The organism is Mesorhizobium sp. M0088, from assembly GCF_040322895.1.
Taxonomy (GTDB): Bacteria; Pseudomonadota; Alphaproteobacteria; order Rhizobiales; family Rhizobiaceae; genus Mesorhizobium.
Genome location: NZ_JAMYUI010000022.1, coordinates 76,250 through 102,726, shown reverse-complemented (window position 1 = coordinate 102,726; position 26,477 = coordinate 76,250). Strand labels below are relative to the sequence as shown.

The 26,477-nt window shown below is 56.8% G+C and carries 23 protein-coding genes and 1 pseudogene; 19 read left to right on the top strand and 5 right to left on the bottom strand.

What is annotated here, in order from left to right:
• Positions 1-220 precede the first annotated feature (220 nt).
• The 3 genes from NKJ67_RS24865 to dctP all read right to left on the bottom strand — a co-directional run bounded on the left by NKJ67_RS24865 (position 221) and on the right by dctP (position 3,675).
• A complete protein-coding gene (locus tag NKJ67_RS24865) occupies positions 221-1,369 on the bottom strand; it encodes a mandelate racemase/muconate lactonizing enzyme family protein (protein WP_352583705.1) in 1,149 nt (382 codons plus the stop codon).
• 28 nt (positions 1,370-1,397) lie between these two features.
• Positions 1,398-2,429 (bottom strand): C45 family autoproteolytic acyltransferase/hydrolase, encoded by a 1,032-nt coding sequence (locus NKJ67_RS24860; RefSeq protein WP_352583703.1) that lies wholly within the window; start codon positions 2,427-2,429, stop codon positions 1,398-1,400.
• A gap of 73 nt (positions 2,430-2,502) precedes the next feature.
• Positions 2,503-3,675: a TRAP transporter substrate-binding protein DctP gene (gene dctP / locus NKJ67_RS24855; RefSeq protein ID WP_352583701.1), complete on the bottom strand. Its 1,173-nt coding sequence runs from the start codon at positions 3,673-3,675 to the stop codon at positions 2,503-2,505.
• A gap of 234 nt (positions 3,676-3,909) precedes the next feature.
• Between dctP and NKJ67_RS24850 the strand changes: the two genes are divergently transcribed.
• From NKJ67_RS24850 to NKJ67_RS24815, 8 genes are read left to right on the top strand one after another with little or no spacing between them, the layout of a single operon-like run.
• A complete protein-coding gene (locus tag NKJ67_RS24850; RefSeq protein WP_352583699.1) occupies positions 3,910-5,064 on the top strand; it encodes a M24 family metallopeptidase in 1,155 nt (384 codons plus the stop codon).
• Positions 5,054-6,373 carry an imidazolonepropionase gene (gene hutI, locus NKJ67_RS24845; protein ID WP_352583697.1) on the top strand — a complete coding sequence of 440 codons (1,320 nt, stop codon included), beginning with the start codon at positions 5,054-5,056 and terminating at the stop codon, positions 6,371-6,373. Before NKJ67_RS24850 ends, hutI begins: the two co-directional genes overlap by 11 nt.
• Positions 6,374-6,399: 26 nt before the next feature.
• On the top strand, positions 6,400-7,449 hold the full coding sequence (locus NKJ67_RS24840; RefSeq protein ID WP_352583695.1) for an extracellular solute-binding protein: 1,050 nt from the start codon (positions 6,400-6,402) through the stop codon (positions 7,447-7,449).
• Positions 7,450-7,482: 33 nt separating this feature from the next.
• Entirely contained in the window at positions 7,483-8,562 is a 1,080-nt protein-coding gene (locus tag NKJ67_RS24835; RefSeq protein ID WP_352583693.1) for an ABC transporter ATP-binding protein, read from the top strand.
• Positions 8,559-9,395 carry an ABC transporter permease gene (locus NKJ67_RS24830; protein WP_352583691.1) on the top strand — a complete coding sequence of 279 codons (837 nt, stop codon included), beginning with the start codon at positions 8,559-8,561 and terminating at the stop codon, positions 9,393-9,395. Before NKJ67_RS24835 ends, NKJ67_RS24830 begins: the two co-directional genes overlap by 4 nt.
• On the top strand, positions 9,392-10,510 hold the full coding sequence (locus tag NKJ67_RS24825; protein WP_352583689.1) for a Gfo/Idh/MocA family protein: 1,119 nt from the start codon (positions 9,392-9,394) through the stop codon (positions 10,508-10,510). The genes NKJ67_RS24830 and NKJ67_RS24825 overlap by 4 nt, the downstream gene beginning before the upstream one ends.
• Positions 10,511-10,513: 3 nt before the next feature.
• Entirely contained in the window at positions 10,514-11,854 is a 1,341-nt protein-coding gene (locus tag NKJ67_RS24820) for an MmgE/PrpD family protein (protein WP_352583687.1), read from the top strand.
• Positions 11,851-12,672, top strand: a complete 822-nt coding sequence (locus tag NKJ67_RS24815) for an ABC transporter permease (RefSeq protein ID WP_352583685.1) — start codon at positions 11,851-11,853, stop codon at positions 12,670-12,672. Before NKJ67_RS24820 ends, NKJ67_RS24815 begins: the two co-directional genes overlap by 4 nt.
• A gap of 26 nt (positions 12,673-12,698) precedes the next feature.
• Here the strand turns inward: NKJ67_RS24815 and NKJ67_RS24810 are convergent, their stop codons facing one another.
• Entirely contained in the window at positions 12,699-13,505 is an 807-nt protein-coding gene (locus NKJ67_RS24810) for an IclR family transcriptional regulator (protein ID WP_352583683.1), read from the bottom strand.
• Positions 13,506-13,602: 97 nt separating this feature from the next.
• Complete coding sequence (locus tag NKJ67_RS24805) at positions 13,603-14,976, bottom strand: MmgE/PrpD family protein (RefSeq protein ID WP_352583681.1); 1,374 nt, start codon at positions 14,974-14,976, stop codon at positions 13,603-13,605.
• Between the two features lie 426 nt (positions 14,977-15,402).
• Between NKJ67_RS24805 and NKJ67_RS24800 the strand changes: the two genes are divergently transcribed.
• From NKJ67_RS24800 to NKJ67_RS24750, 11 genes and pseudogenes are all read left to right on the top strand, one after another.
• Positions 15,403-16,539 carry a M24 family metallopeptidase gene (locus NKJ67_RS24800; protein ID WP_352583679.1) on the top strand — a complete coding sequence of 379 codons (1,137 nt, stop codon included), beginning with the start codon at positions 15,403-15,405 and terminating at the stop codon, positions 16,537-16,539.
• A gap of 40 nt (positions 16,540-16,579) precedes the next feature.
• A complete protein-coding gene (locus tag NKJ67_RS24795) occupies positions 16,580-17,689 on the top strand; it encodes an extracellular solute-binding protein (protein WP_352583677.1) in 1,110 nt (369 codons plus the stop codon).
• Between the two features lie 81 nt (positions 17,690-17,770).
• A complete protein-coding gene (locus NKJ67_RS24790; RefSeq protein ID WP_352583675.1) occupies positions 17,771-18,850 on the top strand; it encodes an ABC transporter ATP-binding protein in 1,080 nt (359 codons plus the stop codon).
• On the top strand, positions 18,847-19,740 hold the full coding sequence (locus tag NKJ67_RS24785) for an ABC transporter permease (protein ID WP_352583673.1): 894 nt from the start codon (positions 18,847-18,849) through the stop codon (positions 19,738-19,740). Before NKJ67_RS24790 ends, NKJ67_RS24785 begins: the two co-directional genes overlap by 4 nt.
• The gene (locus NKJ67_RS24780) at positions 19,737-20,573 is read left to right on the top strand and encodes an ABC transporter permease (protein ID WP_352583671.1); all 837 of its coding nucleotides are present in this window, start codon (positions 19,737-19,739) and stop codon (positions 20,571-20,573) included. Before NKJ67_RS24785 ends, NKJ67_RS24780 begins: the two co-directional genes overlap by 4 nt.
• Before the next feature lie 23 nt (positions 20,574-20,596).
• Positions 20,597-21,997: an amidase gene (locus NKJ67_RS24775; RefSeq protein ID WP_352583669.1), complete on the top strand. Its 1,401-nt coding sequence runs from the start codon at positions 20,597-20,599 to the stop codon at positions 21,995-21,997.
• A 152-nt stretch (positions 21,998-22,149) separates the two neighbouring features.
• A complete protein-coding gene (locus NKJ67_RS24770; RefSeq protein ID WP_352583667.1) occupies positions 22,150-23,148 on the top strand; it encodes a dihydroxyacetone kinase subunit DhaK in 999 nt (332 codons plus the stop codon).
• On the top strand, positions 23,148-23,795 hold the full coding sequence (locus NKJ67_RS24765) for a DAK2 domain-containing protein (RefSeq protein WP_352583665.1): 648 nt from the start codon (positions 23,148-23,150) through the stop codon (positions 23,793-23,795). The genes NKJ67_RS24770 and NKJ67_RS24765 overlap by 1 nt, the downstream gene beginning before the upstream one ends.
• A complete protein-coding gene (locus NKJ67_RS24760; RefSeq protein WP_352583663.1) occupies positions 23,792-25,135 on the top strand; it encodes an NAD(P)/FAD-dependent oxidoreductase in 1,344 nt (447 codons plus the stop codon). The genes NKJ67_RS24765 and NKJ67_RS24760 overlap by 4 nt, the downstream gene beginning before the upstream one ends.
• A 284-nt stretch (positions 25,136-25,419) precedes the next feature.
• Positions 25,420-25,842: pseudogene (locus NKJ67_RS24755) on the top strand (nicotinate-nucleotide diphosphorylase); the annotation flags it as partial.
• Positions 25,843-25,968: 126 nt separating this feature from the next.
• Positions 25,969-26,169 (top strand): hypothetical protein, encoded by a 201-nt coding sequence (locus tag NKJ67_RS24750; protein ID WP_023693535.1) that lies wholly within the window; start codon positions 25,969-25,971, stop codon positions 26,167-26,169.
• Positions 26,170-26,477: the final 308 nt, after the last annotated feature.

The following is a 26,477-nucleotide window of genomic DNA, read 5'->3' as shown; positions in this document are numbered from 1 at the left end:
CGTCGATATAGAGTTTTCACGACGCCGCCCGGATCAGTTCCCCATCGGCTGAATACCTGGGCCACGGTTCTCAAGCGTCTGCGCAGCAGGTTGATGGATGGCTGGCGAGAGCAATTCGAGGGTCGCCGCAGGCGAGCGAAGGGGCCTCCTCGACAGTCCTCATCGATGACCCCGGGTCGCATCCCGAAAGCCACTGGGGCAAGTCTATCGGGGTGGATGCCTATGTGCATGAGGCCCAGAGGTACGGTTCGATGTTTCGTTTTATAAGAACTGCTCCCAGTCCGGGCGCGTTGGATATTTCGAAGTAACCAGAACTGATAGACGGCGGACTCTCGAGAACCTCAACATATCCGTCATCCGCCTTAAAAGCAGGATAATGCTCATGGATCATAAAATTCGTGATATTGGCTTCAATCTGGAGCGTTGCATTTTCGATTAGACTGCTTCCGCACACATGTGGAGCTACACGCATATTGTAGGCTTCTGCCATCGCGCAAATTTTCTTCGTCTCCATCAGGCCTCCCGCTGTCCCGATATCAGGCTGGATAATCCCGCAGGCTTGCAACTCGAAGATCTTACGGAACCCGAACTTCGTATAGACACGTTCTCCAACAGCAATCGGTAAACGAATTTGTTCCGAAATTACTTTCAGCGCCCCGTTATCGAATGGATCGCAGGGCTCTTCGACAAAGCAAATGTCGAGCTCACCGATTTTTCGGCAAAACCGAATCGTCTCATCGGTAGTCAATCCCCCACTGAGATCGATCATGAGTTCAATTTCGGGCCCGGCCGCATCACGGACAGCCTTGACCCGGCGGTATGCAAGCTCAATTGCTTCGGCTGACATCGATCGTCGTGTGACGTGTTGTAGAGCCGAGCCGACCCGCTGTGCCAATGGGTAGAATTTGAGCGCCCCATATCCCTCCTTCAGAGGGCGTTCTACCGCACGGGCAAATTCGTCCGGCGTATCAGCCGCACCGTACCAACCGTTCGCATAGGCCCGCACACGGTCCCGAATTTTTCCGCCGACAAGCTCATAAACAGGGACCCCGAGACATTTGCCTTTGATGTCCCAAAGAGCCTGCTCTATCGCGCTGATGCCGGCAAAGATGATCGGGCCACCATTCTTTGCCCAGAACGAATGATCATACATTGTAGACCACAGCTCTTCGATCCGAGAGGGGTCTTTGCCGATTAAGAATCGTTCCGAGAGATCCTTGATCATCCCTGCCGCTGCGGTCCCACCGACGCCATAGGCTATTCCTGCCTCGCCGGCCCCCGTTATGCCTTCGTCCGTCGAGATTTCAACCAAGACAGGATGCAGGCGGCCAGATCTGAGCAAATAAATATTGACAGCGGTAATTTTCATAGTCGCCTCGCAATCCGATGTTGTTACCTTACAGGCTGATCCGCTGATACTCGGTCGCTGAAGGGATTCCTCGAGCCAGGAACAAGGTCCGGTTCCAGCACTGCATGACGACCGAAAAGGCCGTCTGCGTCGGCTCACGCAACGAGGTCCGCTTGCAGACCGAGTCAGGTGCATTGGTCCGATCCCGCAGAATATCCATAACATCGCAGGCGTCCGTACAGCCCGCTTCTCGTGTCTTCAGAACCTCGAGGCGCTTCTGGCTCGACGGATATTGCTTGGCCAAAAGCTCAGAATCTTCGTCAGCGCGAATTTGGTCATTCAAGGCATGATTGGTGTGGGCAAAGAATGAACCCGATCTGAACACTGACACGCCATGTCTCGCGGAAACCTCTATCGAGGCGATTTGCTTTGACGCATCGCCGAAAAGATATGCCCGACCAGCCATATGCGGCAGCGAATTTGCCGCTTCGATTGCTGTATTCACGTCCGGGCAGCCAAGAAAAACGCGGCGAACGATTTGGCTCGGAATTCCGTCGCAACGTGACTTTAAGACAAGGTCATTGTTGACGAAACCAAAGCCCGCTCGGTTGAACCCTACCCAACCGAGACCACCTACGGCTGCCACGGTGGCGAATTCAAAGCCACTTGGGCCGACATGAATGAAAAGAGCCTGTTCCGCATCGCTCCCTGGCGGCCCGTCCCAGTTCTGTGCAATCAGCGCTCCGTCACGCGTTTGCACCGCCAGACCACTGCAGCCGGTCGCCGCAGGCGACGCAAGAAGTTCAAATGAGCTGCGCAGGACGATACCCAACACCTCGCGGCCAGCACCGTCCGCGATTCCGCGCAACTCGGCTCCAACATGAGGAGCCATCACATCGACCGTCGCCAGAACAGCGCTGGCGCGCTTATGTGCCTGGGCCAAATCCGCGACTGACAAGGATGCTAAACGACGGCCCAAGGCCTGACCGATTAGATCAGCGAACTGACTGCCATGCTGAAAACCACGCTCGTATGGAGATCCCGACAAGACCATAATTGGAATAGGTAGCGCGGACGCCATCGCAATCGCGGCCCTTGTCAAAAGGAAAATTGTGATCCCCTCTTAGACCTACAAATTTTCTTGTCAAGAAAATTCACGCCTCGCCTGCAACTTGGGCTAGTGCGCTGATCTCCTTGACCAGACCACTACGCCAGGCGCCCTCCTTTTCCATTTCTTCAAAAACCTGGCGGGACTTCGCGCGCCACGCCTTTACCCCGACATAACACAAAACCGCTCCGTCCTCCTCCAATAGGGCGGGCAAAAGATCACGCGTGTGGCCAAGCAAATTCGAACAAAATTCCGCAGCCTCGACGGCAGCTTGTTCCAGCCCGGTTTGAATGTGCGGAGCGAGAATTTGATAACGCTGTAGGTTCATTGCAAATGTCAGGTCGAGCGGCCGGTAGTCCAATGCTGTCATGAACCGAGCAAATCGCGTGAAACGCATGCTCACAACATGACTGAGATTGGTAATCATCGCTGCAAATTTGCCGTCCTGGAACGCGTTCACCACCTCATTCCACGGAACAACTACAGGTCGGCCCCCCATAATCTCGAGATAGCGGAACATCGTATCGTTTTCGGGGCACCTTATGGGCAAGTCTCTTAGGTCATCCGGAGACAAGATAGGGGTACGCGATAACAAAACTAGGGAAGGACCCCGCTTCCACTTCAATCTCGGATTTAGAAGTTCGACCGAATTGCTTCGGAGGGCTTGCCTGACTTCTCGATCAAACAAGGCGCTTTCCGAAAACCGCTCCAGATGCTTTTCATCGTCGAAGCAAAACGGAAGTGATGCTAGTTTAACCGGATCTGAATAGTGCTGAAAAAACCCCAGGCTTTCGACGAAAATGTCAATAATTCCATTGACGAGGGCTCGCACTTGAGTTTCAGCGGGACCAAGTTGCCCCCCGGGAAATACCGAAATCGCAAGATCGTATCCTGTTTTTTGGCTGACTAGGGACGAGAACATCTCGATAGCTCTGCCCTCAGGATCCCAGGACGGCACCAGAGTGCCCAAACAACGCGGCATTTCAGAATCCGACTGAAGGAAATATTGCGCTGGCCGATCCAATTCCAGGCCGAAACGCACCAAAGCTGCGATCGACGCCGGGGCCTTTCCCGTTTCAAGCTTCGATAGCTGCGACACAGACATGGCGACCTTTCCAGCGAGGGCTTCGAGACTAAGGCTCTTGGCCTTGCGGGCCTCGCGCAGCCGCTTTCCAACCAAGCCATTGATCTGTTTTTCCACTTCGGATCTCGCGTCCATTACCGCTCCTGCGCGCTTACTTCGATCGCGGCCGCTACACTGCACCTAAAGCTTGTGAGGAAAGCAGGGGAAATCTCTGGGCCGCTTTGCTCACCCTATCACGCCTCTATCGGAAAAAACAGACGGCGGCGTATACGCAAGAATTTTCTTGACAAGAAAATGAAGTCATGTGTCCATAGGAGGCATCAAGGCCCGTGATCGGCATAGCGCCATAATTAGAGAGAAGATAAAGCCGTGGCTGGACGGAATATGGCGTTTTCGCCTCAAGAATATCGAGAAAGGCTGGCAAAGGTCCAAAACGCCATTCAACAGCACGGGATGGTTGGCTTGCTTGTTCATTCGCCGCATAATATCTGCTATCTTACCGGCTATCACACCTCGGGCTTTTTCGCTTACCAGGTCCTCTTGGTCCCCGCCGACGGCGAGCCGCTGTTATTGGTCCGTGAACTGGAACGGACCAATGCTGACGAGTATTCATGGCTGGCTCTCGACCGGCAGGCTGTTTATCTCGACAACGAAGATCCGGCTTCCGTGACGGGTCGGTGGCTGGCTGAACTCGGGTGGACGGCGGCCAGCGACCCAATCGGTGTCGAAAAGACCTGCTTCAATTTGGCAGTAAAAGACTACGAGGAGCTTTGCCATGCTGCGAGGCCGAATAAAGTAGTCGACGGGTCAGGTATCGTCGGTCGCGTGCGGCTCATTAAATCGTCACAGGAGATCGCTTATTCGCGTCGAGCTGCCGAAATAACCGACATTGCGATGCGTACAGGACTTGAGGCTCTCGCCGTCGGAAAAAAAGAACTCGAAATCGCAGCGGCGATCCAGGAACAACAGATCCTAGGCGGTTCCGAGTACACAAGCCTGCCGAATTACCTCTCATCTGGTTATAGAATGAGGATCGGTCATGCCACGCCGACTGAGAAGGTGATCGAGGCCGGCGACGTCCTCAAATTCGAGCTTACCAGTTGTGTGAAGCGTTACAGTGCAGCCATGATGCGCACTGCGGTGATGGGGGCGCCGACTGCCGAAGTCGCTCAGGTCGCCGATCTCCTGATAAACTGCCAAGACCGTGCCTTCAGCATCATGAAGCCAGGCGCAATTGCCGGAGAAGTTGACGCGGCCGTACGCCAACCGGTCTTAGAGGCAGGACTTCGGAAGACCTATTATCCACGAGTTGGCTATTCCTTGGGCATCGGCTTCCCCCCCGTTTCCGGCGAGTGGGAAATCTGCGACTTCATGGCAGGCGATACTTGGCTGCTCCAGGCCGGGATGATCTTTCACATGCTCGTCAATGCCAACGGCATTTCCTTCAGCGAGACTATTCTGGTCACGGCAACGGGTTCGGAACGCCTGACATCCCTACCGCGGGAGCTCTACATTGCCCAATAATCCCACCTCGTCGGCCAGCGCCTTTTCCGGCCCGAATTCGGATCTTGGGAAAGGCGAGGCTGCCGGGCTGCTGATCACGAACATTGCGGAACTAACACCCCTTGATGAATTTGGGCCGCGTCCTCAGAGAGGTGGCCTGAAACACCTAAAGTCGATCAGAAACGCTGCAATCCATGTCGTTCAGGGGCGGATAAGGGATTTTGGGCCTGCGGAACGAGTGACGGCCGGATTGCCGAAGGGAGCAGCGCCTAGAGTTCTTGATGCGTTCGGAGGTGCGGTGATACCTGGCTTCGTCGACTGCCATACCCACCTGCTCTATAGCGGCTCGCGTGCCGACGAGTACCCAATGCGGGTGGCGGGCGCTAGTTATAGTGAAATTAGTTCCAGCGGCGGCGGCGTCACCCGCACAATTCGCGAAAGCAGCGACGCAACCTCAAGCGAACTGAAGCAGGCGTTGACGGCGAGGCTGGAGAAGGCGTTGCTGAATGGGACAACGACTGCGGAAATCAAAACCGGTTACTGGGTCGGTCCAGAAGGAGAATGCGCGGCGCTGGATATCATAGCCGAAGTCTCCGCTTCTCAGCCAGTCGATCTCGTTCAAACGTTTCATGTCGCGTTGGGCACGCCGGCACGATTTGGAGGAGCTGGGGAATATGTCAGATATGTCATAGACCACGTTCTACCGTCAGTTGCCTCCCATGCACGCTTTTGCGACGTCGTTTGCGATGTCGGGGCTTTCTCGCACGATGAGGCGCGGCAAATATTGCAAGCAGCGGGCCGGCGCGGTTTAAACTTCAAGATTCACGCCGATGAATTTTCCACCGCCGGCGGTGCCGAACTCGCAGCTGAGCTTGGCGCTGTTTCAGCCGATCATTTATGCTTCCTGGGAAAAGATACTGTCCTAATCCTGGCCAAGGCACAAACGGTTGCCGTCTTGCTTCCGGCGACGTGCCACTATCTGCTTGCTCCCAGGTTTGCGGACGCCCGCCAACTCATCGACGGCGGAGTACCGATTGCCCTTGGAACAGATCATGGGCCAGGCAGTCCGACGCTTTCTATGCCGTTCGTCATGGGCTTGGCATGTTCCTGGTTGCGAATGGACCCCGCTGAGGCGTTGGTTGCGGCGACTTGGAACGCCGCTTGCGCCATCGGATGCGCCTCAACTGCGGGCCAAATAGCGGTCGGGCGCCCAGCGGACCTGGTGGTCCTTGAGGCGCCGACCTATCGAGATCTGCCATATCTGATCGACCAAAACCTTGTCCGATACACGCTTAAGGACGGCGCTGTCTTCGGCAAGCACATAAATTAACAATTTCAACAAAGGGGAAAGAAGCCATGAAGTACATTCCATGGAAATTGGCTATTCGGTTAGCCGTTGCAGCACTGTCATTGACCCCCGCGTATGCTCAACAGAAGTTGACCATCTCAGCATCTGGCGGCTCCTATGATGCCTGCGTGAAACAGGTCTACTCCGACTCCTTCGAGAAGGAGACCAGCATCAAGGTCGTGGTCGGAAGCCCCGCCTATGATACGGGTGTTTGGCGGGCTCAGCAGGAATCGGGAAAAGTCGAATGGGACGTGGCGACATCGGATCCGGGCCAGTTGCAGCAGTTGGTCGAGAACGGTTGGGTGCTTCCGCTTCATCCAAAACTGTTGGAAAGCAAAGGGGGGCTCGTCGACTTTCCCGGCATGGTGGCCACGAAAGATAACAAAGTTTATGCGCTTCCATCCGAAATTTTCGGCATCGTCGTCACCTATAATTCCGATGCCTTCCCCGGCGAGAAACCTCGCACATGGTCAGACGTGTTCGACGTCAAGAAGTTTCCCGGCAAGCGCCTGTTCTCCAATTCCGTCGTCGATTTTGGCGTGCTCGAGATCGCCCTGCTGGCCGATGGCGTTGAGCCTTCAAAACTTTATCCCCTCGACGTGGAACGCGCGTTGAAGAAGCTCGATACAATCAAGAGTGATATTGCCTGGTACGATTTTGGCACACAGCAGATCGCATTGCTTCAGCAAAAGGAGGCAGTTATCGGCGCGGGCTGGGATGGACGCGTAAAGGCGCTGCAGAAAGACGGGGTCCACGTCGACTTCTCACCTGATCAGGCGATCGTCAAGCCGGATTTGTGGGTGCTGCCAAAAGGCGGGAACGCCGAAGCGGGAACGCGCTTTCTCGCCCATATCCACGACCCCCAACGCCAGTCGGACTTCGCCAAATGTATTGGATATGCGCCTGCGCTGAAGGGTGCCTACTCCCTGTTGGGCACCGGTCAGAAGTTCACGATCGACCCTCAGGATCTAAGCAAAGTCGTACCATGGGGCGCCAATTATTGGGCCGAACATGCGCGTGACGTCACGACCCGTTTCAACGAATGGCTCACCCAATAAGGGTGAGCCAGCGTGGCTCTTGGACCATTCAGGATGGACAACGTTCCCGTCGATGCCGCTATCTCTGTCAGAGGTATTGCTAAGCGTTTTGGAGAGAAGGAGGTCCTCCGCGGGATCGACTTGGAGATTCCAAACGGTGCTTATGTAACGCTTCTCGGCCCGAGCGGGTCCGGCAAGACCACACTACTTAGGATTGTCGCCGGCTTCAGCGTCGCCGATGCCGGGACGATCAAGATTTCCGGAACGGATGTCACTCGACGTCCGGCCCGGGAGCGGGAACTCGGCATGGTATTTCAGAACTATGCCTTGTTCCCCCATCTGACCGCTCGAGAAAACATCGAGTACCCGTTGCGTGTTCGAAAGCTAGCCAAGAAGGAACGCCGGGAGCTGGCTGACCAATATCTGGAGCGCGTCCAGCTGACCGGATGCGCAAACAACTATCCGGGGACACTGTCGGGAGGTCAGCAGCAGCGCGTTGCACTTGCTCGGGGGCTCGTCTGCCGGCCAAAAGTCCTCCTCCTGGATGAGCCGCTAAGTGCGCTGGACAAGCACCTTAGAAGCGACATGCGAGAGTTTCTTAGGCAATTGCAGCGGGACGTCGGGATAACGTTTATTCACGTCACCCACGACCAGAGCGAAGCGCTCGCGCTATCAACGATGGTAGTGATCATGAAGGACGGCCAGTTAGAGCAGGTTGGCAGGCCAGAGGAACTTTACCTCAATCCTAAAACGAGCTTCGTCGCCGGCTTCATCGGGGACAGCAATCTCGTGGCCGCACGAATTCGAGATGCAAACGCCCACTCTACCCTGGTGGAGCTTTCGGACGGTCAACAATGCTTGTTGCCGAAACGTGAACTGGCTGTGCCAAGCGAATGTCATGATGTCCAAATTGTGCTCCGCCCTGAGGACGCTGTCTTCGGTCAAGGGCCCGCGACACCTTCTGTTATGACGAATGGAGTGATCATCAAGACGACTTTTATGGGCACTCATCATGAAGTTGTAATGGAGACAAATCTCGGCAAGTTGACCGCCTATTCAAGGGCGGATTTTCCAGCCGGCGGACAAGCGACTGCAATGTGGCCGCTGGACAGGGTCGCGGTGGTCTCGCCATGACTGCTCAGCCATCCTCATCTTATCGGCTAGCAAATTTCGTGGCTATCGGACCCGGCCTCTTGTGTGTGCTTTGCTTGTTCGCTGTGCCGCTCGGCGTACTGGCGCTCCGCAGCATAACGGATCCTCACTTGGGATTTGGAAACTACGACACTTTGGTAACGTCACCGACTTATCTTCGGGTGGCATGGCGCACAATTTGGATTTCTGTCGCAGCAGCAATGATTTGCGCTATCGCTGGAACCCCAGTCGCATACAGCCTCGCGCACTCGGATCGAAGATCGCTCAATACGCTAATGCTGGCCGTCCTGGTTCTGTCCTTTCTAACCAGCTCGCTGATCCGCACCTTCGCCTGGATGGTGATCTTTGGCGCCCAAGGACCTCTTTCGAGAATACTCGATATCTTCGGCTGGGGAGCATCTGGCCTTTTGGGTTCATCGACCGCCGTAATTGTCGGGATGGTGCATTTTTTGTTGCCGGTTTACATCCTGACGGCGTTTTCTGGCCTCAGAAAGGTCCCCTACCATCTTGTCGCCGCAGCGGAGGGCCTCGGCGCAAGTCGTATTTTCGCTCTAGCGACTGTTTATCTTCCGTTGGCGATGCCCTCGATTATTAACGCCGGTTGCGTTGTCTTCATCATCGGTATCGGCTTTTTTATTACTCCCGCACTGCTTGGGGGGCCGAGGCAGACCATGCTGGCCCAATTGATAGCGCGTAGTGTCACGCAGTTCGGCGACTTTGGTTTTGCCGCGGCGGGCGGCGTCATTCTTCTGGCGATCACATTGGGCTGCTTGTGGATCGTCAGGATACTAGCACGAGGCGGCGCGCCAAAATGATACTTTCATCGACCTCCGAACCTCGCTCACATCGTATCCGTATCGGAATTGCCGGTGCAGGACTTTGGGCCGAGCGGGCGCACGTGCCCTCGTTCTCCCGACTGCCGGAGATGGACATTGTGGCTGTGGCGGACCCCGATCAGAACCGTGCAGCTTCGCTGGCCGACAGGGTGTCAGGCTGCAAGGTGTACCGAGACGCCCATACAATGCTATCAGCCGGACTAGACGCGATTATCATCGCGACGCCCGAGGACACGCATTACGCGGTTGCAAGGGCCGCCATCGAAAGCGGTGTGCATGTTCTGTGCGAGAAACCTCTGGCCAGGACCGTTGATGAGGCGCGCGAACTCTCCGAGTTGGCCGCCAGATCGAACGTCATCACAAGGATAGGGTTCGTCTTAAGGTATAGCCCGGCTATGAGGCAGCTCAAGCGGCTCGTGGACAGCGGCTACACTGGGAAGATCCACAGCTTCGTGTTCTCCAACAACTTCCCTCAGTTCTTTTTTCCTAATGAGCCGTTCCATTGGGTGATGGACGCCGCACGCACGGGCGGCGGCGCCTTCATGGAGTACGGATGCCATGGTTTGGACCTTGCCAGATGGCTTGTCGGAGAGATCGATGAGATATGCGCCAGCGCCGTTACGTTGGTCACGGAGCGAGCCGACCCGGTGAGCGGAGCCATGCGAACCATCACTGTGGACGATGTTTGCTCTTGGCTCGGCCGCTTCGAAAATGGTGCGGAAGGACAATTCCACGTCAGTTGGAGCTCATTGCCTGGCTTCGGCTTTCAAGTTGCCGTCAGCGGCGAAAAGGGCACTCTCGGCTGGCGAATGACCAAATCTTGGCCGTTCGCGGAGCTGCTTGGCTGCCGCGATCCCGACGGAGAATTTCAACCGATCAGCATTGATGAAGCCTTTACGGAAGGTAGCGACGGAGCAGCTACCTGGAGGGACTGTTTCGCCGCGGGGCAGGCGCGCCGTTTCCGCGACGAAATAGCTAGTGGCAGGATCCCCGAAGGCCCGGACTTTGCAGACGGATTGGCAAACCAGTTCGCTCTCGATGCGATCAGCCGCTCGCTGAACGATCGTTGTTGGATATCGGTAGAGCGTCGTTGAGCCATGACCTTTGTTGTTGAAAACGTCGCGGACTACGTCAATCGCTTCTCCATTTCCGACGCTTCCAATTGTACACGAACCAAAATTGCGGAACTCGTCACCGACCTGGTCGCGGCGGCGGCGGCCGGGTTTGCAACCGATCCTGCGAAGGCTGCGCGGACACTCGCGGCCAACGTTTTTCAGAGCGGAGGGGCAGGGGTCTGGTTTTCCCCAGATCGATTGTCATCGTGTGCAGCCGCGTTTTGCAATAGCGCCGCTGCCAGTGCCTTGGACGTCGATGATGGTCATCGGGAAGCGATCGGCCACCCAGGTGCTGCCGTGATCCCCGCGGTTCTCGCCGAGGGAGAAGTGATTGGTGCGAGCGAGAGCGACCTGCTCGGTGCAATCGCAGTTGGATATGAGATGGGTATCCGTATCGCGGCAGCGCAAACCGATCGGATCAAACGGCGCGATTACGCAACAGGCCGCTGGTCGTCCATCGCGGTAGCCGCAAGTGTAGGACATTTAAGGCGTCTTGAGCGCGGCCCTCTTGCACAAGCCTTAGCGATCGCAGCGACGCATCGTGCATGCCAGATCCCCAGTGGGACCAGCAAAAAGCTTGGCCAAATAAAGGAAGGCATCCCTTGGAGCATACTAGGTGGGTATTTCGCCGTGGGTTTGGCGCAACAAGGCGTAACTGCGTCTCTTGACATATTTGACATTGCATCATTGTTCGACGGCGCTCTAATTACCGAGAGCCTCGGGAGCACGTTTAAGATCGATGCGACCTATACGAAACCATATTGTTGCTGCCGGTGGATACATTCTTCGATCGACGCGCTTTTGATGCTCATGCAGAACCATGGCGTCGGTGCCGATGCCATTGAGGCGGTTGTTGTTGACACCATCGGCCCCGCCGCTCGGCTTAACAACAAGACGTCTCCGGCTTCTCATTTCGAAGCGCAGTTCAGCGTACCTTACTGTCTGGCTGTTGCGGCGATTGAGGGTTCACAAGCCTTGCTAACCCCAGACATGGGCGACCTCACCGATACTACTCGGATCGATTTGGCCAGAAAGGTGACGGTTAGGGCCGACCCTGATATGGACGCAAGTTTCCCCGCACAGACCGGGTCGAGAGTCCGTCTCGTAAGCCAGCTTGGATCGTTTGAAGGCCGTGTCGATTTTCCCAAAGGCGACGCGAGCAACCCGATGACCTCCGACGAAATCGGGCAGAAATTCAGGACCTTGGTTCGGTATGGGCTGGAACCGGCCAAAGCGGAGCGGACCATCATCGCTGCTGAGGCAACAGGCTCTAGCAAGATGTCGAACATCTTGGACGCGATCGGCTACAGGAGAGCGGTATGATGGATGCTCCCGAAAAAAGTGGCAAAGGCGGGGTGTTCTCGGTTGTCTGGATGTGCGTCGTCCTACTTTTCCTCATCTTGCCGCTCCCGATCGTTGGCATCATGTCCCTGTCTTCGGGAAAGTTCCTTTCCTTCCCGCCTCAGAGCATGTCACTTTACTGGTACCGAGAGACGCTTGGCGACCCAATCTGGATCGAGGCGGCAATCAATTCCCTGGAAGTGGCTCTGATGGCTATTGCTTTGGCGCTGCCCTGTGCAGTTAGCTTGGCGGTTGCGACCTATCCGCTATCCGGCAAGGTCAAGCGTATCGTCAGCTTTCTTGCGTTGGGGCCGCTGATCATCCCAGTCATCGTATTTGCCATTGCTCTGTTTTTCGTTTTCGCGAAATTGGGCTTGATCGGCACCAAGCTGGGAATCGCGCTAGGCCACGCCATCTTGATCATGCCGTTTACTTATATGACAGTCTCGACGGCTCTCGAATATTTTGACGATGGCCTGATCGAAGCGGCGGAAACACTCGGTGCAACGCGGCTTTATGCATGGCGGACGATTCTCTTGCCCTTCATATTCCCCGCCGTGCTCATGGGCGCGACGTTGTCTTTCATGGCTTCATTCGACGAGGCGGTCGTCGCGATCTTTATCGGACAAGGCTCAACGCTGACGTTGCCGAGCTTGATATGGCGGTCGCTTAACGTTGAGCTGACACCGGCCGTCGCTGCTGTTGCGAGCATGGTCACATTAACCGGCTTCGTACTGCAGGGGCTCGCAGTCCTCTGCCTCCGATCGTATTTCAATAAGCAGGCTCTTAAGTCTCGATAGCTGGGTTCTCGTGCAAGATTGTTAGGTTAGCTGGCAATCGAAATATCATGTGGGTTGATAAGGAGTTCGATTTCAGCGATCTCGCGTCGCAGAACATGAACGAAGTCGGTAATCCTGCTCCTCCGCAGCCTTGCGCTCGTCATGTTAATGGCGAGCGCACCTGCCACATCTCCGCTTTCGAGTACGATTGGTACAGCTATCGCTGAAATTCCCTCGACAAGGTGACCGTCATCGACGGCAAAGCCGCGCCTGCGAATCTCTGGAAGCTCTTGCCTGATCACGTTCGCCGTCAATCCATTGTAGCGCTCGAATTGTGGTGCGTTGGTTTCTAAAATGACCTCGGCTTGTTTTGGGGGCAGCATGGCCAAGATCGCCTGGCTAGCGGGTCCAACCCCAAGGGGTATCTGGCCACCGACCTGTCCCGTGAGGCTGTCGATCCGGTAGCCACCGTCCTGTCGGTCGACGCAGACGGTGTTGAAGCCGTTGCGAGCCATAAGAAAGACTGTATCACCCGTTTCGGCCGCAATACGCATCAAAGCAGGATGACAAACCCGCCGCATACCCGTGGTGTCCGCGGCTTTGGCTCCGAGGGCAAACAAGGCCAGCCCTAGCCTGTACCGCTTTGTTGTCTCGTCGCGCTCGATGTAGCGATGCCGCTCAAGGCCGGTGATGATACGATGTGCCGTCGACATATTTAGGCCGAAGGCTTCGGCGATCTCGGAAACCCGCGCACCGCCACGGCCGAGCTCTCCAAGATGATTCAAGATGGCGATGGACCGATCGAGCAATTGCGTTCCGGTCGCCTTCTCCTCGCTTTCAGTCGTCGTCTTCACGTGCACCTCGATCAACCAGCCGGCGGATCAAAACGATCCACAAAGTCGTCGCCCCATTATCACGACCGCTCTCAACGAGGCTAGCTACTACACGGGACTACCGGCTCTTTGCCTCGAGTGCAGGCTCGTCTATCGACGAAAGGCGCGGAATTGGTCGCTGCAAAGTCTCAATCAGCCTGCCAAGCTCGCCCTGTCGAAGATCCCGGAATGCTGCGAGAAAGATTTCCAGATGCTGTTCTTCCAGCCTGGGCTCTGCCACGTTTCGAAATTTGTTCTCCAAAGTAGCCCAGCCCATCGGGTTTGTGGGCTCACCCATTGGGGCGAGGACCTCCTTAGACAACCGCTCGTTCTTCGTCCTTATTACCACGCGTGCTGGAACAGACTGCGGGAATGCCGCGTCAAAATCGGGATCAACCCGCAACTGAATTCGCCTCGCAAGTGCGATCGTACCGGAATCAGCTAAGTCCCTGTTCGTGATCTGCACGAGCGCTTCCGCTCCTTTTGTGAGCGCCGTGGCCACACAAAATGGCACGCTATATTGTGCTGACTCCGTTGTGCGTGGCGCGACTTCGTTATTGAGACGAAGTGCCCATGAAAACGTTTCTATTTCTATCACCTGTATTTCGGTGTCATCCAGCCCATGTTCGGCCTTAAGAGCCAAGACGGCATCAATCGCAGAATGCGCCCAACGGCAACAACCGTAAGGCTTGAAATAAATGCCGCTGATTGCCCACTCGGTTCCAAGCCCATCGAGGAGGCGACCGCGGTCGAAGACCCTTTCGTTATCCAGCAGGTCGTCCGGCCCGGTAAAGCCCTGGGCCGCGAGTTCGACGGCAACGAGGGCTGTAGCGGTTGCCCATGGGATACCCTCTTTCACGTGGTTGCCCATCACCTTCGAGTATGCGATCGCGGAAAGGTTCGGCGCAGTCGAGCCCGCTATAGCAATGGCTTGCTCGATTGCGCGGGGCTCAAGACCGCGCAACCACGCTGCCGCCGCGGCAGCCCCGTAGCCAACCCATGGGCCTGAAACGAGTGTCGTCAGGGTCGCGAAATCCCGCGAGGCAGCCACGCGGACGGCGATTTCATAGCCGAGCGCGATCGCGGGTAATATCCGGTGCGTCGGACATTTGCATTCCGCTGCTGTAGCCATAACAGCGGGAATGATCGATGCCCCGGGATGTCCAGCCGCCGCTCGATGACCATCATCGAGATCAAGGCTCGACGCACTCGTTGAATTAACAAAGGCCGCGCCGGCCGCACTGGTGCGGTGCTTGGTGAACCAAATTGGGGCATTTCCATGCTGCCATATCATGAAGGCCGCATTTCGTGCTGCGACCGTTGCATCTTCATTGACGCCGGCAAGCGCAGCTGTCGCCAAATCCAGAACTGCCGCCTTCGCTTGTTCCACAGCGGGACCATCGATGTCGCGTACTTCGGCAAGGAAATCTGCAAAGTGTCGGGCAATGGTCATGGAGGGGTTGCCACCTATTAACGGGATTGAAGGCTCTTCAATGATTTTTATCATTATATGAAAAGAAGCGCTTGTAAATCCCATAATATGGGAGTATGGATTATGTCGGATGTCAAGTTGGCGGGCTGAGACCAATGGCAGATCGCACTTTAAGTCAGGCGGAAAGGCTCCTGGCAGCCGTTGCTGTCTCTGGACAGCATCCGGCCGTCATTGATGAAGTTGAGACACCCGGACGGCTAGTTTATCCCAAGTCGTGGAACCGGGATCAGGCCGATTGCTCGTCGGCGACGAGCAGCGGCTCAGGCGGCCTTCACGGATCGCGAGGTCAAGACGGCACCCTCCCGCCGATTGCGCCCCGTTCCGCGAAGGCCGCCACTTTCGACACTCTATTTCGGCACTTTAAATGCACATACATGGGATGAGCACATGACCGGCAGCCGGCAAGCGTTTACAACCGAAGAATTCAAGACGCGCGTGGCGCAGGTGCAGTCAGAAATGTCGGTGCGGGGCATCGATGTTCTTTTGCTGCACGCACCGGAGAATATCTATTACCTCACGGGACACCAGACATCAGGTTATTTCGCCTATCAGACCGTCGTGCTCGCTCGGGCCGGTGACCCGCAACTGCTGTTGCGCTTTCTGGAAAAGGGCAATGTCGACGAATATTCGTGGCTCCCGGACGCCTCCACCTGGAAGGAGGGCGACGACCTCATCCAAAAAACGCTCGCCCTGGTGCGCGGTTTCGGCACCGCCGGCAAACGCATCGGACTGGAGAAAAGGTCCTGGTTTTTGACGTCTGCAATCGCAGATGCGCTGACCAATGGACTTAGCGATGCCACGATTGTGGATGCTAGTTTGCTTGTCGATCGCGTTCGCGTGATCAAATCACCCGCCGAGGTGGGCTACATCCGACGTGCAGCACAGATTGCCGAAATCGAGCAGCAGGTCGCGTTTGCGACGATTTGCGATGGAGCCACGGAGGCCCAGGTTGCTGCAGCGGTTTTCGCGGCCGGCGTCAACGCCGGATGCGAGTATACCGGCCTACCGCATCATATCATGTCCGGATACCGCTATAACGTCTGCCATGCGAACTGGAGCCCGAAGATCATTCAGCGTGGTGAATTGGTGCTTTTCGAGCTCTACGGTTGTCTCGAACGCTATCATGCAACACAGATGCGCACGGTGGCCATCGGTCACGCGTCGGATGAGGTAAGGCGGGCCGCTGACGTTGTTGTATCCGCTCAGGATGCCGGCATTGCTGCTATGAAGCCCGGAGCATCGGCCCGCGAAGTCGATGCGTTGGTGCGGCAACCAATCCGCAAGATCCGGCCGGAATATTACAACCGTAGCGGCTACTCGACCGGCATTGGCTTCCCGCCTAAGACCGCCGAATGGGAAGCACTCGACTTCAACGAACAAGAAGATTGGGAACTGAAGGAGGGCATGGCCTTCCACATGCTCGCGCTGGCCTGTGGGTTCGGCATCAGCGAGACGGTGGTCGTGACCAGCAACGGAGTTGAGCGCCTCACAGGCTCGAACAGGCGCGAACTCCTGATCAAGTGATCAGGAAAGCAGGCGAGCCATAGCAATGGGAGACTGGGACATGTCAAACAATAACATCTTCGACCGGCCACTCCGCCGGCGCACCTTTCTCGCCGGATCGGCGATCGCGGCAGCAGCCACAGCTCTGCAAGCACCATGGATCGGCAAGGCGTCGGCCCAGCAGTTCTCCGGCAAAGAGATCCGCGTACTGACTTGGTCGGACGCGACTGGTCAGGCAGCTGTCAAGAACATCCTTAAGACCTTCGAGGCGAAAACCGGTGCCAAGGTGATTGCCGATCTCACCGGAACAACCTCGGATATGATTGCGAAGATCAAAGCATCGGCATCTAAGCCGCAATATGATGTAGTGATCCTTTCCGGCTTCGGTGCCAGTTCGCTTGCGGATGCCGGCTTGCTTGAGAAGCCGGATACCAGCGCAGTTCCCAACCTGGCACGCGTGCTGCCTGACTACCAGACGGGTGCCAAGGGTTATGGGATTGGATACTTCCTGTGGAGTGACGGCCTCGTCTACAACACAAAGACTTATCCGTCGGCGCCCAAATCCTATGACGTCCTGTGGGACGCGGCGAACGAAGGCAAGATCTTTCTGCCGCCTGCGGACAATCTCTACGCGCTCGAACTGATAATCGTCGCGGCAAAGGCAGCGGGGGGCGACATCCACAACCCGGATGGTGGGTTCGAGATTTTGAAGAAGCTCAAAGGCAAGAGTCTTACCATCACATCGAATGCGAACCAAATCGGTGACCTGTTCCGCTCCCAGGCCCTGAACGCGGGCGGCGTTTATTCACCCCTTGAACTCTCCCCCTTCATCTCCAAGCCCGAATTCAACGTGAGCGGTACCTACAGTCTCGCCGAAGGATTTTTCGTGGACTTGCAGTACATGGTTGTGCCGAAGGGACACCCGGGCGATACGGCGATTATCGCCGCGCTCATCAACCACGCACTTGATGCCGAGGTTCAAGGTAAGATGGCAGAGGCGGTCTGGTACGGCCCGATCAATCAGGATGCCGTGCTGTCGGAAGGTGCAAAAAAGAGCCCCTTCATTCCCTCCCCTGATGTCATCCAGCAGCATGTCAACAAGGTCGATGCCGCCTATCTCGCAAGTGTGCGCGACGACTGGATCCAGCGCTACACCGACGCAGTGATGTAAGATCACGTTCGGTGTTGGGCCGGTCACTCGGCCCAACACCGGCCCGCATCATCTTTCAAAAACGCTACCTTCTGAGGTGACATGGAACAGAATCCTGTCCTTGAGATCCGCAACCTTTCACGCACCTTCGCTCACGGTGCTGTGAGGGCTGTCGACCACATCGATCTGGACGTGCAACCGGGGGAGATCATGTCAATCCTCGGTCCCTCCGGCTGCGGTAAGACGACGATCATGCGCATCATTGCCGGATTGGATTCGCCGACTTCCGGAGAGGTTCGCATTCTCGGCAAAGACGTTGCGGGAAAGCCGCCGCACAAGCGCAATGTCGGTTTGGTTTTCCAGTCGTTGGCTATCTTTCCTCACATGAGCGTCAAACAAAATGTCGCCTTTGGCCTGCGCATGCAGGGTCTGGCCAACAACCTGATCGAAACCAAAGTCGCCAAAGCGTTGGAACTCGTACAGCTTTCACCCGCAAAGTTTGCGGAACGACGACCAAGCGAGCTGAGCGGAGGACAGCTTCAGCGGGTGGCCTTGGCGCGGACATTGGTGACTGAACCAGCGCTGGTCCTTTTCGACGAGCCTATGGCGGCACTCGACCGACGCCTTCGCGACTATATGGCCGTCGAACTTAGGGCGATCCAAAAGCACCTCGGCATTGCCGCCGTCTACGTCACGCATGATCAGGAAACGGCTTCTATGATGTCGGACCGCGTCATCATCATGAATGCTGGCAAGATTTTGCAAGCCGGGGCTCCAGAGGAGATCTACGAGGCACCGAATTCTAGGTTCGTTTCCGATTTTCTCGGCGACACCAACACCCTTCGGACCGCGCGCGTACTCGACCATGCGAACGGGACGTCGTTGGTGCAGACCGATGCCGGGCTCGCAATCCGTGTCGCAAATTGCACCGACATAGGTGAAGGAGCGTTTGTCATTTTTCGGCCCGAGCAGACAATTGTTCATTCCACTGACCCCGGCGGCGCTTTTGAGGTCAAGGTGGTGTCGTCGCAGTTTCGCAGCGGTCTCCACCGCTGGCAGATTGAGCTGCCCGGCGGCAATAAGCTTATCGCGCAGTCGACCGAAAACAGACTTGCCTCATCTGGCGGCGATACCGCTTGGGTTACGATCGACCCGGGCAAAGCGAGAATCGTTAGCCAATGACCGCGATCGAGCACCCCATCGCTCCGCTTCCGTCGGTGGAAAAAGACGCGGCGATCCGCAACCCGCCGACCAGGCTTCTTCTTCTTCCGGCTGGCACGCTGATCGGTCTCCTGTTGGTCTGCGCCCTGGTCATCCTGCGCATGAGCGTCGGAGAACGGAATGCCGAGTGGACAGGGTGGAGCCTCAAGGCCTACACACAATTGGCAAGCGCCAGAAACATCGGCATCATAGTAGACACAATCTGGATGGCACTGCTGAGTGCTCTGATAACGACGCTCGTAGCCTTCCCCATCGCGCTTTTCCTGACACGGACGACATCAGCATTCGCCCGACGACTGGTGCTGGTTGCAATCCTGTTGCCGATGATCATCAGCCTGCTCGTGCAAAGCTTCGGCTGGATGGCTATTCTCGGGCCGAATGGGCTCCTCAACCAAGCAATTTCAGCAGCAACCGGAATCGAACGGCCTTTCTCGCTGCTCTTCAACCGCACGGGTGTTCTTCTCGGACTTGTTCAGACGAGCATCCCGCTTGCCGTATTGCCCGCCGCTGCCGCGCTGCGCTCGATTCCTTTATCGCTCGAAGAAGCAGCAAATGTTCTTGGAGCAAACCGGATCAGAACCTATCGCCACATAATTCTGCCGCTGGCATGGCCGGGCATGGCCGCGGGCGCCATTCTTGTCTTCGGGTTCAATACGGGTGCGTTTGTCGTGCCGTTGCTGCTTGGCGGGCTTAAGGTGACGACGATTGCGGTCGTAGTCCGCGATCAGATGGGCTCGCTTTCCAACTGGCCGCTCGGAGCAGCGCTATCGGTCTTGCTGATCCTGTTGGCGCTCGCCGTGCAGTCGCTCAACCGCCTCATCGTGCGCACCAACGTGGAGATCAAGGGATGAGCATGCCGACCGCAACTGGGCGCTTCGGAATCGAGTGGCAGCTCGTCAAAGGCATCACGTGCATGCTGCTGGCGCTGATGCTTGCACCAATCTGCATGGTCCTGGTGATTTCGTTTACCAGCGGCGAGACGCTGCAGTTTCCGCCGCCGGCGCTTTCACTGCGTTGGTATCAGGAGGTCTGGACAATGCTGGTCGGTCCGGACGCCGGGATCGGGAGATTGCGGGAGTCACTGCTTGTCAGCCTGGAAATCGCGGCCCTAACCTCGTTGGTGTGTGTGCTTGCTGGTGTCCCGGCTTCCTATGCGCTGGTGCGATATCGTTTCGCGGGCAAGACACTTATCGAAGAGTTGATCGGTCTGCCGGTGGTATTTCCAGCAGTGGTGCTCGGAATTGCGTTGCTGGTTCTGGTAAGTGCCTCCGGTCTCGATTTTGGCATCTTTCAGATCGTAGTCGCTCATTCGATCATCGGGCTGCCGTTCCTCATGCGCAACTGCATGGCCGCGATGCGGGGCATCGATCCTATGTTGGAGGAGGCTGCGAGGACGCTTGGTGCTTCCCCGCCTAAGGTCGTTTGGGAGATCGTCTTGCCGCTTGCCAGCGGCGGTATCGCCTCCGGCGCCATCCTCGTCTTCATCTTGTCTTTCAACGAATTCACGCTGAGCTATTTTCTCTACTCCGTCGATGTCTTCCCGCTCTCCATCTGGCTGTTCCAACAGGCAAACACATCGTTTAGCCCGGCGGTGTTTGCCGTGTCGTCGCTCATCGTCGTCGTCAACGTGGCGGCAGTCTTGGTCGTTGACGCGGTGATCGGAAGTCGCGGATCGGCTGCCTAGCAGCACACCAGAGGATTTGTTCAATGACATTTGACCCGTTCTGGTCAATCGAGCAACTGTCGGGTCACTTCGCCCGGCGGGAACTGTCGTCCGTGGAAGCTGTGACCGAGCTCGTCAGGCGCATAGCGGCATTGGATGGCCGGCTGCACGCCTTTTGTCAGGTCGATGAGGACGGCGCGCTGGCACGCGCCCGGGCTACGGACGAAGCACGAGCAAGAGGAACTTCCACGTCCCCTCTGCTTGGAGTGCCGCTAGCCGTAAAGGACATCTTTGATCAGGCCGGCCATGGCACGCACGCCGGTTCAAACGCTCTCAATGACAGGCTGCCAACTCGCTCGGCAAATGCCGTCGAAAAGCTCGAATCCGCAGGCATGGTGGCCATCGGCCGCACCAACATGGTTGAGTTCGCTTATGGCGGATGGGGAACAAACCCAGTTCAGGGCGCGCCCTGCAATCCCTGGGGCTTGGCCAATCACGTCGTTGCCGGGGGGTCAAGCAGCGGCTCGGCAGTAGCGGTCGCTGGTGGATTCGCACCAGCCGCTTTGGGTACCGATACTGGCGGCTCAATCCGCACGCCTGCCGCCTGGTGTGGAATCGTCGGCCTCAAGACTTCCGTCGGGCTAGTCGGGCGCGGCGGCGTCGTGCCGCTATGCCCGACACATGACAGCGTCGGGCCGATGACCCGCACCGTCCGAGACGCCGCGCTTCTGTTGGAAGCTATGGCGGGGTCAGATCCTCGCGATGTCGCCACGTGGCACGTTCCTTCCGTGCGTTCTCTTGCCACGATCGAGGACGGCGTGAAGGGCCTGCGGATCGGAATGCTCCCCGAACAGGATTTGGCAGGCGTCGAGCCCGACATCCGGATGCTGTATGATCGCGCCATCGCCGATCTGACGGCTCTTGGCGCCCAATTCCACAAAATCGCTCTGCCATTGTCCATCAGCGATTATCTCGGCCGTGGCGGCGAAATCATGAGCGTCGAGAGCTATGCCCTTCTCAGCGCTTATGTCGACGATCCGGACAACCCGGTGGATCCGGTCATTGCAGAACGAATCAGCCGCGGCCGCGACATCAGCGGACCAGCTTACTACCGCCTTCTCGAAACCCGCCGCCTGGCGCAGATCGGCTTTCAGGAAGCGGCAGCAGGATTTGACGCGTTCGTCGCGCCTGGCTCGCATCGAAGTCCAGTACCACTTGCCGAGGTAGACGAAAGCCTGCCCCCCAATCATTTTGGAAGACTGGTGAACTACCTCGATCTCGCCAGCCTGGTGGTTCCGGTCGGATCTACATCAAATGGCCTGCCAGCTGGCCTGCAGATTGTTGTCAGAAAATTTGACGATGCCTTGGCACTTCGCATCGGCCGCACGTTGGAACGTGCGCGCGGTAGCCTGTTTGTGCCACCGCCGGGGCTGCAGGCCCAATGAAGTACACGGCTGAGTTCCACAACCCGGCGAACCCTCCGCATTTACCTATGCCAATGCCGAGCCCAACGGATTGCGAGGGCTTTTGAAAACACTGCAGTGGCTTGGGGCCCCACCGGATAAGAACCGAAGCGATAGACTGGCAGAGCGAGAACATGAAGAAGCTGATCAACAGTCCTGAGAAATATGTGGATGAAGCGCTGGCGGGGATGAGCTTGGCGCACCAGGGTGCCTACAGGATTTCGGGCAGCAACGGCCGTGTCGTTGAACGGGCTAAGAAAAAGGCCGGAGGCAAAGTTGGAGTTGTGTCCGGCGGTGGGTTCGGGCACTTGCCGTTGTTTGCCGGATATGTCGGAGAAGGACTGCTGGATGCCTGCGCTGTCGGGCATGTGTTCGCCGGCCCGTCGTACGACGATATATCCGAGTGCCTGAACGCGGCTGACTGCGGCGGGGGCGTACTGTCAGTCATTGCCAATTATGGCGGCGACACCATGGTGTTTGCCATGGTCAATGACATGTTGACCGCTGAGGGCAAGGACTGCGCCACCGTAATTGTGGCCGATGACGTTGCAAGTGCAGACAAGGATCGAGCAGAGACGCGCCGTGGTGTGGCTGGAATCATATTCGCATTCAAAGTTGCTGGAGCCGCGGCGGAAAGGGGACTTAGTCTACCTGAGGTGAAAGCGGTGACTGAAAAGGCCGTGGCTGGTTGCCGGTCCATAGGAGTAGCGCTATCGGCCTGCACAGTACCGCAGGCGGGCCAACCGACATTTGAGCTTGAAGAATATGCCATTGAAATGGGTATGGGCATTCATGGTGAGAAAGGATTGTGGCGCGGGGCGCTTAAACCCGCTGACGAAATTGCCGCAGAGATGGTCGAGCGACTGTTGGACGATCTCAAACCCGTAGCGGGGACCAAAGTAGCGGTACTAGTCAACAGTTTTGGCGCCACACCGCTGGAAGAACTTTATATTGTGTACCGCAAAGTGGCCCAGCTGCTTGAGGCGGCGGGTCTGAGAATCGCCTACTCACTTGCTGGTGAATACGTGACTTCAATGGAAATGGCGGGCGCCTCGGTGAGCGTTATGCAGGTCGACGATGAACTGCTCGGTTTGTTGAATGCTCCTGCCCAATGTCCCTTGTGGAGAGCGTGATGGCGACCATCTTCACGGGATCGGATGTCGGCGCCGCGATGCGGCGCGTCGCACTAGCGCTCGTCGAGAGCAAAGATCGGTTTAACAAGCTTGATGCTGCGGGTGGTGACGGTGACATGGGCACTACCTTGGCGACAGTTTCACAGGCGTTGCTTGCCGATGAGACCATTTATCCGGATGACGTCGGCGAGAGCCTAATGCGGATTGCAAAAACAATTGCGCGGACCTCAGGCTCAAGCCTGAGTGCCGTAGTAATGACGGGACTGATCAAGCTGGGAAAGACTTGGTCGGCAAAAGACGAGGTTGCCTGGATCGAGATGGCGCCCGCGTTGTCAAATGCCGTTGAGACTATGCAGGCCCGGTCAAAGGCCAGACTCGGCGACAAGACGGTGCTGGACGGAATAGCTCGGGTCGCACGGAGCATCGAGGGGATCTCTACTGCAGAAGTGATGAGAGCCACAGCGCAACAAGCGACCGCTGATGCGCTGGCGGAGTTTCGCAGTTGCCCGGCAATCATGGGGAGGCTGCGGCTGGAGCCATCCAAGGGGGTAGGAGCCGACGATCCGGGCATGGTTGCACTGCATGTTGCCGTATCGGCCATGGCAGGGTCGCTATCTGATCGAGCAGTGGGCGGATCCAACAAATGACCGATCCGAGCATCATCTCTCACCAAACAAATCAGACGCCCAAGGCCATACCCGCGAGAGCAGATGTCGTTGTTGTTGGCGCCGGCATCATCGGAACAGCCACCGCGCTGTTTCTTGCACGGCGCGGGCTGTCCGTCGTCGTGTGTGAAAAAGGTCATGTCGCATGCGAACAATCCAGCCGCAATTGGGGGTGGGTGCGCAAGATGGGGCGCGATCCAGCCGAGATACCCATGGCTATCGCCAGCGCAAAGCTATGGGCTGGAATGAACGCGCTTACAGGCATCGAGACAGGATACCGCGAAACCGGCATCTACTATTTGTGCAAAGACCAGAAGGACATCCAAAAGTATGAAGAATGGCTAGCATTCGCCAAGCAGCATGATCTCGATTCCTCCCTACTTAGGCAAAGTGGTTTGAAAGAGCGTTTCCCAACGCTCAAGGGTCATTGGGAAGGTGCGCTGTTTACCAAAAGCGATGGACGCGCCGAACCTTCCATGGCGACGCAAGCCATTGCGGCTTCATTACGCACACGCGGCGGGCAGATCATTGAAGATTGTGCTGTGCGTTGCATTGAAACAGCGGCGGGCTCGGTCCATTCCGTCGTAACGGAGCATGGGGAAATTCGCTGCAAGTCCGTCGTCCTGGCGACCGGCGCATGGACGAGATTATTCTGCAGCAACTTGGGCATCGATTTCCCCCAATTGAAAGTCATCGGATCGGTCATGCGCACGCAGCGGGTAGACGGACCTCCTGAGTGTGCGGTCGCCGGTCGGGACTTCGCTTTTCGCAAGCGCCTTGACGGTGGCTATACGATAGCTCAGAAAAACGCGAACATCGCGCAAATCGTTCCGGATAGCTTCCGTTTGTTCTTCCAGTTCCTTCCTGCCTTTCGGTCGGAAGGAAATGAAATACGGCTTCGCTTCAGCAGTCAGTTCTTTAGGGAAATGAACACCCCGAAGAGGTGGCGATCGGATGAGGTCACCCCCTTCGAAACAACCCGGGTTCTCAACCCAAAGCCTTCGGAGAAAATCCTTAGCGAGGGGCTGAGCAACCTAAGGAAAGTTTTCCCTGAGTTTGCCAACGTCAAACTCGAAGAGAGCTGGGGATGCGCTATCGATGTCACGCCGGATGCGGTGCCCGTCATCGACACGGTCGACGATATTTCGGGCTTGGTAATCGCCAGCGGGTTCTCGGGTCATGGATTTGGGATCGGACCGGGGGCAGCCCATCTAGTTGCTGATATGGTCACGGCCCAAAAGCCGATCGTCCCTTTAGAACCTTTCAAGCTGGCTCGGTTGAGGAAGTTAGCGGTGAGCAGCATGGAGAAAGCCAGAGGGTAAGGATTTCTGCTAGGCTCAGTCCTTTCCATCTCAGATACCGATCTACGATTTTTCCTAGATGCTCGGGGGCAGTGCCGAAGATCATGGTGGTCATACGCGTCACACGTGCCGGATTCAGCCGATGGTAAACAAAGTTTGCCTCGGCAAGGTCGGGTGCGGTCTCGGAGCAAGCGCTTCGCTGCTCATGGAGATTTTCCGCGTCATCGATACCGTGCTGGTCGATCAGCCTCAGCAATGACGGTTGCGGCCGAACTTATTCTGCGGCCCGCGGAACGGAGTGCCTGATGACGTCACCTCCACCCCTTCCCGGGATCGTGATCGAGCCGATCGTGCGTTGCGCTCTACTTGAGGATCTGGGCAAAGCCGGTGACCTTACCAGCGATGCGATTATACCCTTTGACTGCAAGGCCACCTTTGCGTTCAGAGCACGGCAGTCTGGCGTTGTTGCCGGTCTTGATCTGGTAGCCTACGCTTTCATGCTTGTTGATCCGTCGATCGACATAAATTTTGGACGTCTGGACGGCAGCAGGATCGCGGCGGGTGAGACTATTGCAAGGGTGAGTGGACCGGCGCGTGGAATGCTTGCGGCCGAGCGTACAGCGCTCAATTTTCTCTGCCATCTCAGCGGCATTGCGACGGCAACGGCCGAGATCGTCGAGGCGGTGCGCGGTCAGAAAGCACGGATCGTCTGCACGCGAAAGACGACGCTTACGCACAGCGCGCCAATCCTCGACATCGGCATGGACGTGCCTATCGAAGCATGCATCCAGAAGCATCTGAACTGAATAGAGCGCGCTCCATATAGGAGCAATCTGCGGAAGTGGGGACGTACGATGATCGACAAGGGATTGAGATCCGACCGGGCCAAGGCGCTTGCCTTCATCAGCGCAATGCTCAGCGAACTGAATCAGATCGCGGGGTCTCACAGGCTGCAGTTCCTAGGATACCTTCTGGAGATGGCGTATATCGAGTCGTACGACATGGTCCGCAAAGAGCGCTCCCACCATCAAAGCAAGGCCATAGATCAGGGATAGCCCTGCTGAACTGAGCGCTGCGGCAGCTTCAAATCTGACCTCGGCACTTATATTTCCGCAAAAAAGACGCGCAGTGCTCCAGCGCGTTCACGGGCGGTTGGACTGGAATATCTGACAGCGCGGCAGGATCACGATTTGCCCTCCAGTGCGCGAGCAACGGCATGGATTCGATCTCTTGTTTCGAGAAATGGTCGGACTGTTTCGCACAACTGACATCAGTTTCGGTTGAGTGGATTCGAGTGGGTCTAGTGGCCCCTCACTGAGGCCCTATGCGAAACCATAGGCCAGCGGATAATCCAAAAAGTCGT

Bases quoted from the DNA above. Each gene is read 5' to 3' on its own strand.
- NKJ67_RS24790 (WP_352583675.1), top strand. From the start codon at position 17,771: ATGGAACAGAATCCTGTCCTTGAGATCCGCAACCTTTCACGCACCTTC.
- NKJ67_RS24805 (WP_352583681.1), bottom strand. From the start codon at position 14,976: ATGACCATTGCCCGACACTTTGCAGATTTCCTTGCCGAAGTACGCGAC.
- NKJ67_RS24835 (WP_352583693.1), top strand. From the start codon at position 7,483: ATGGACAACGTTCCCGTCGATGCCGCTATCTCTGTCAGAGGTATTGCT.
- NKJ67_RS24795 (WP_352583677.1), top strand. From the start codon at position 16,580: ATGTCAAACAATAACATCTTCGACCGGCCACTCCGCCGGCGCACCTTT.
- NKJ67_RS24750 (WP_023693535.1), top strand. From the start codon at position 25,969: ATGATCGACAAGGGATTGAGATCCGACCGGGCCAAGGCGCTTGCCTTC.
- NKJ67_RS24840 (WP_352583695.1), top strand. From the start codon at position 6,400: ATGAAGTACATTCCATGGAAATTGGCTATTCGGTTAGCCGTTGCAGCA.
- NKJ67_RS24780 (WP_352583671.1), top strand. From the start codon at position 19,737: ATGAGCATGCCGACCGCAACTGGGCGCTTCGGAATCGAGTGGCAGCTC.
- NKJ67_RS24770 (WP_352583667.1), top strand. From the start codon at position 22,150: ATGAAGAAGCTGATCAACAGTCCTGAGAAATATGTGGATGAAGCGCTG.
- dctP (WP_352583701.1), bottom strand. From the start codon at position 3,675: ATGGACGCGAGATCCGAAGTGGAAAAACAGATCAATGGCTTGGTTGGA.
- NKJ67_RS24775 (WP_352583669.1), top strand. From the start codon at position 20,597: ATGACATTTGACCCGTTCTGGTCAATCGAGCAACTGTCGGGTCACTTC.
- NKJ67_RS24820 (WP_352583687.1), top strand. From the start codon at position 10,514: ATGACCTTTGTTGTTGAAAACGTCGCGGACTACGTCAATCGCTTCTCC.
- NKJ67_RS24785 (WP_352583673.1), top strand. From the start codon at position 18,847: ATGACCGCGATCGAGCACCCCATCGCTCCGCTTCCGTCGGTGGAAAAA.
- NKJ67_RS24760 (WP_352583663.1), top strand. From the start codon at position 23,792: ATGACCGATCCGAGCATCATCTCTCACCAAACAAATCAGACGCCCAAG.
- NKJ67_RS24800 (WP_352583679.1), top strand. From the start codon at position 15,403: ATGACCGGCAGCCGGCAAGCGTTTACAACCGAAGAATTCAAGACGCGC.
- NKJ67_RS24830 (WP_352583691.1), top strand. From the start codon at position 8,559: ATGACTGCTCAGCCATCCTCATCTTATCGGCTAGCAAATTTCGTGGCT.
- NKJ67_RS24825 (WP_352583689.1), top strand. From the start codon at position 9,392: ATGATACTTTCATCGACCTCCGAACCTCGCTCACATCGTATCCGTATC.
- NKJ67_RS24865 (WP_352583705.1), bottom strand. From the start codon at position 1,369: ATGAAAATTACCGCTGTCAATATTTATTTGCTCAGATCTGGCCGCCTG.
- NKJ67_RS24765 (WP_352583665.1), top strand. From the start codon at position 23,148: ATGGCGACCATCTTCACGGGATCGGATGTCGGCGCCGCGATGCGGCGC.
- NKJ67_RS24815 (WP_352583685.1), top strand. From the start codon at position 11,851: ATGATGGATGCTCCCGAAAAAAGTGGCAAAGGCGGGGTGTTCTCGGTT.
- NKJ67_RS24860 (WP_352583703.1), bottom strand. From the start codon at position 2,429: ATGGCGTCCGCGCTACCTATTCCAATTATGGTCTTGTCGGGATCTCCA.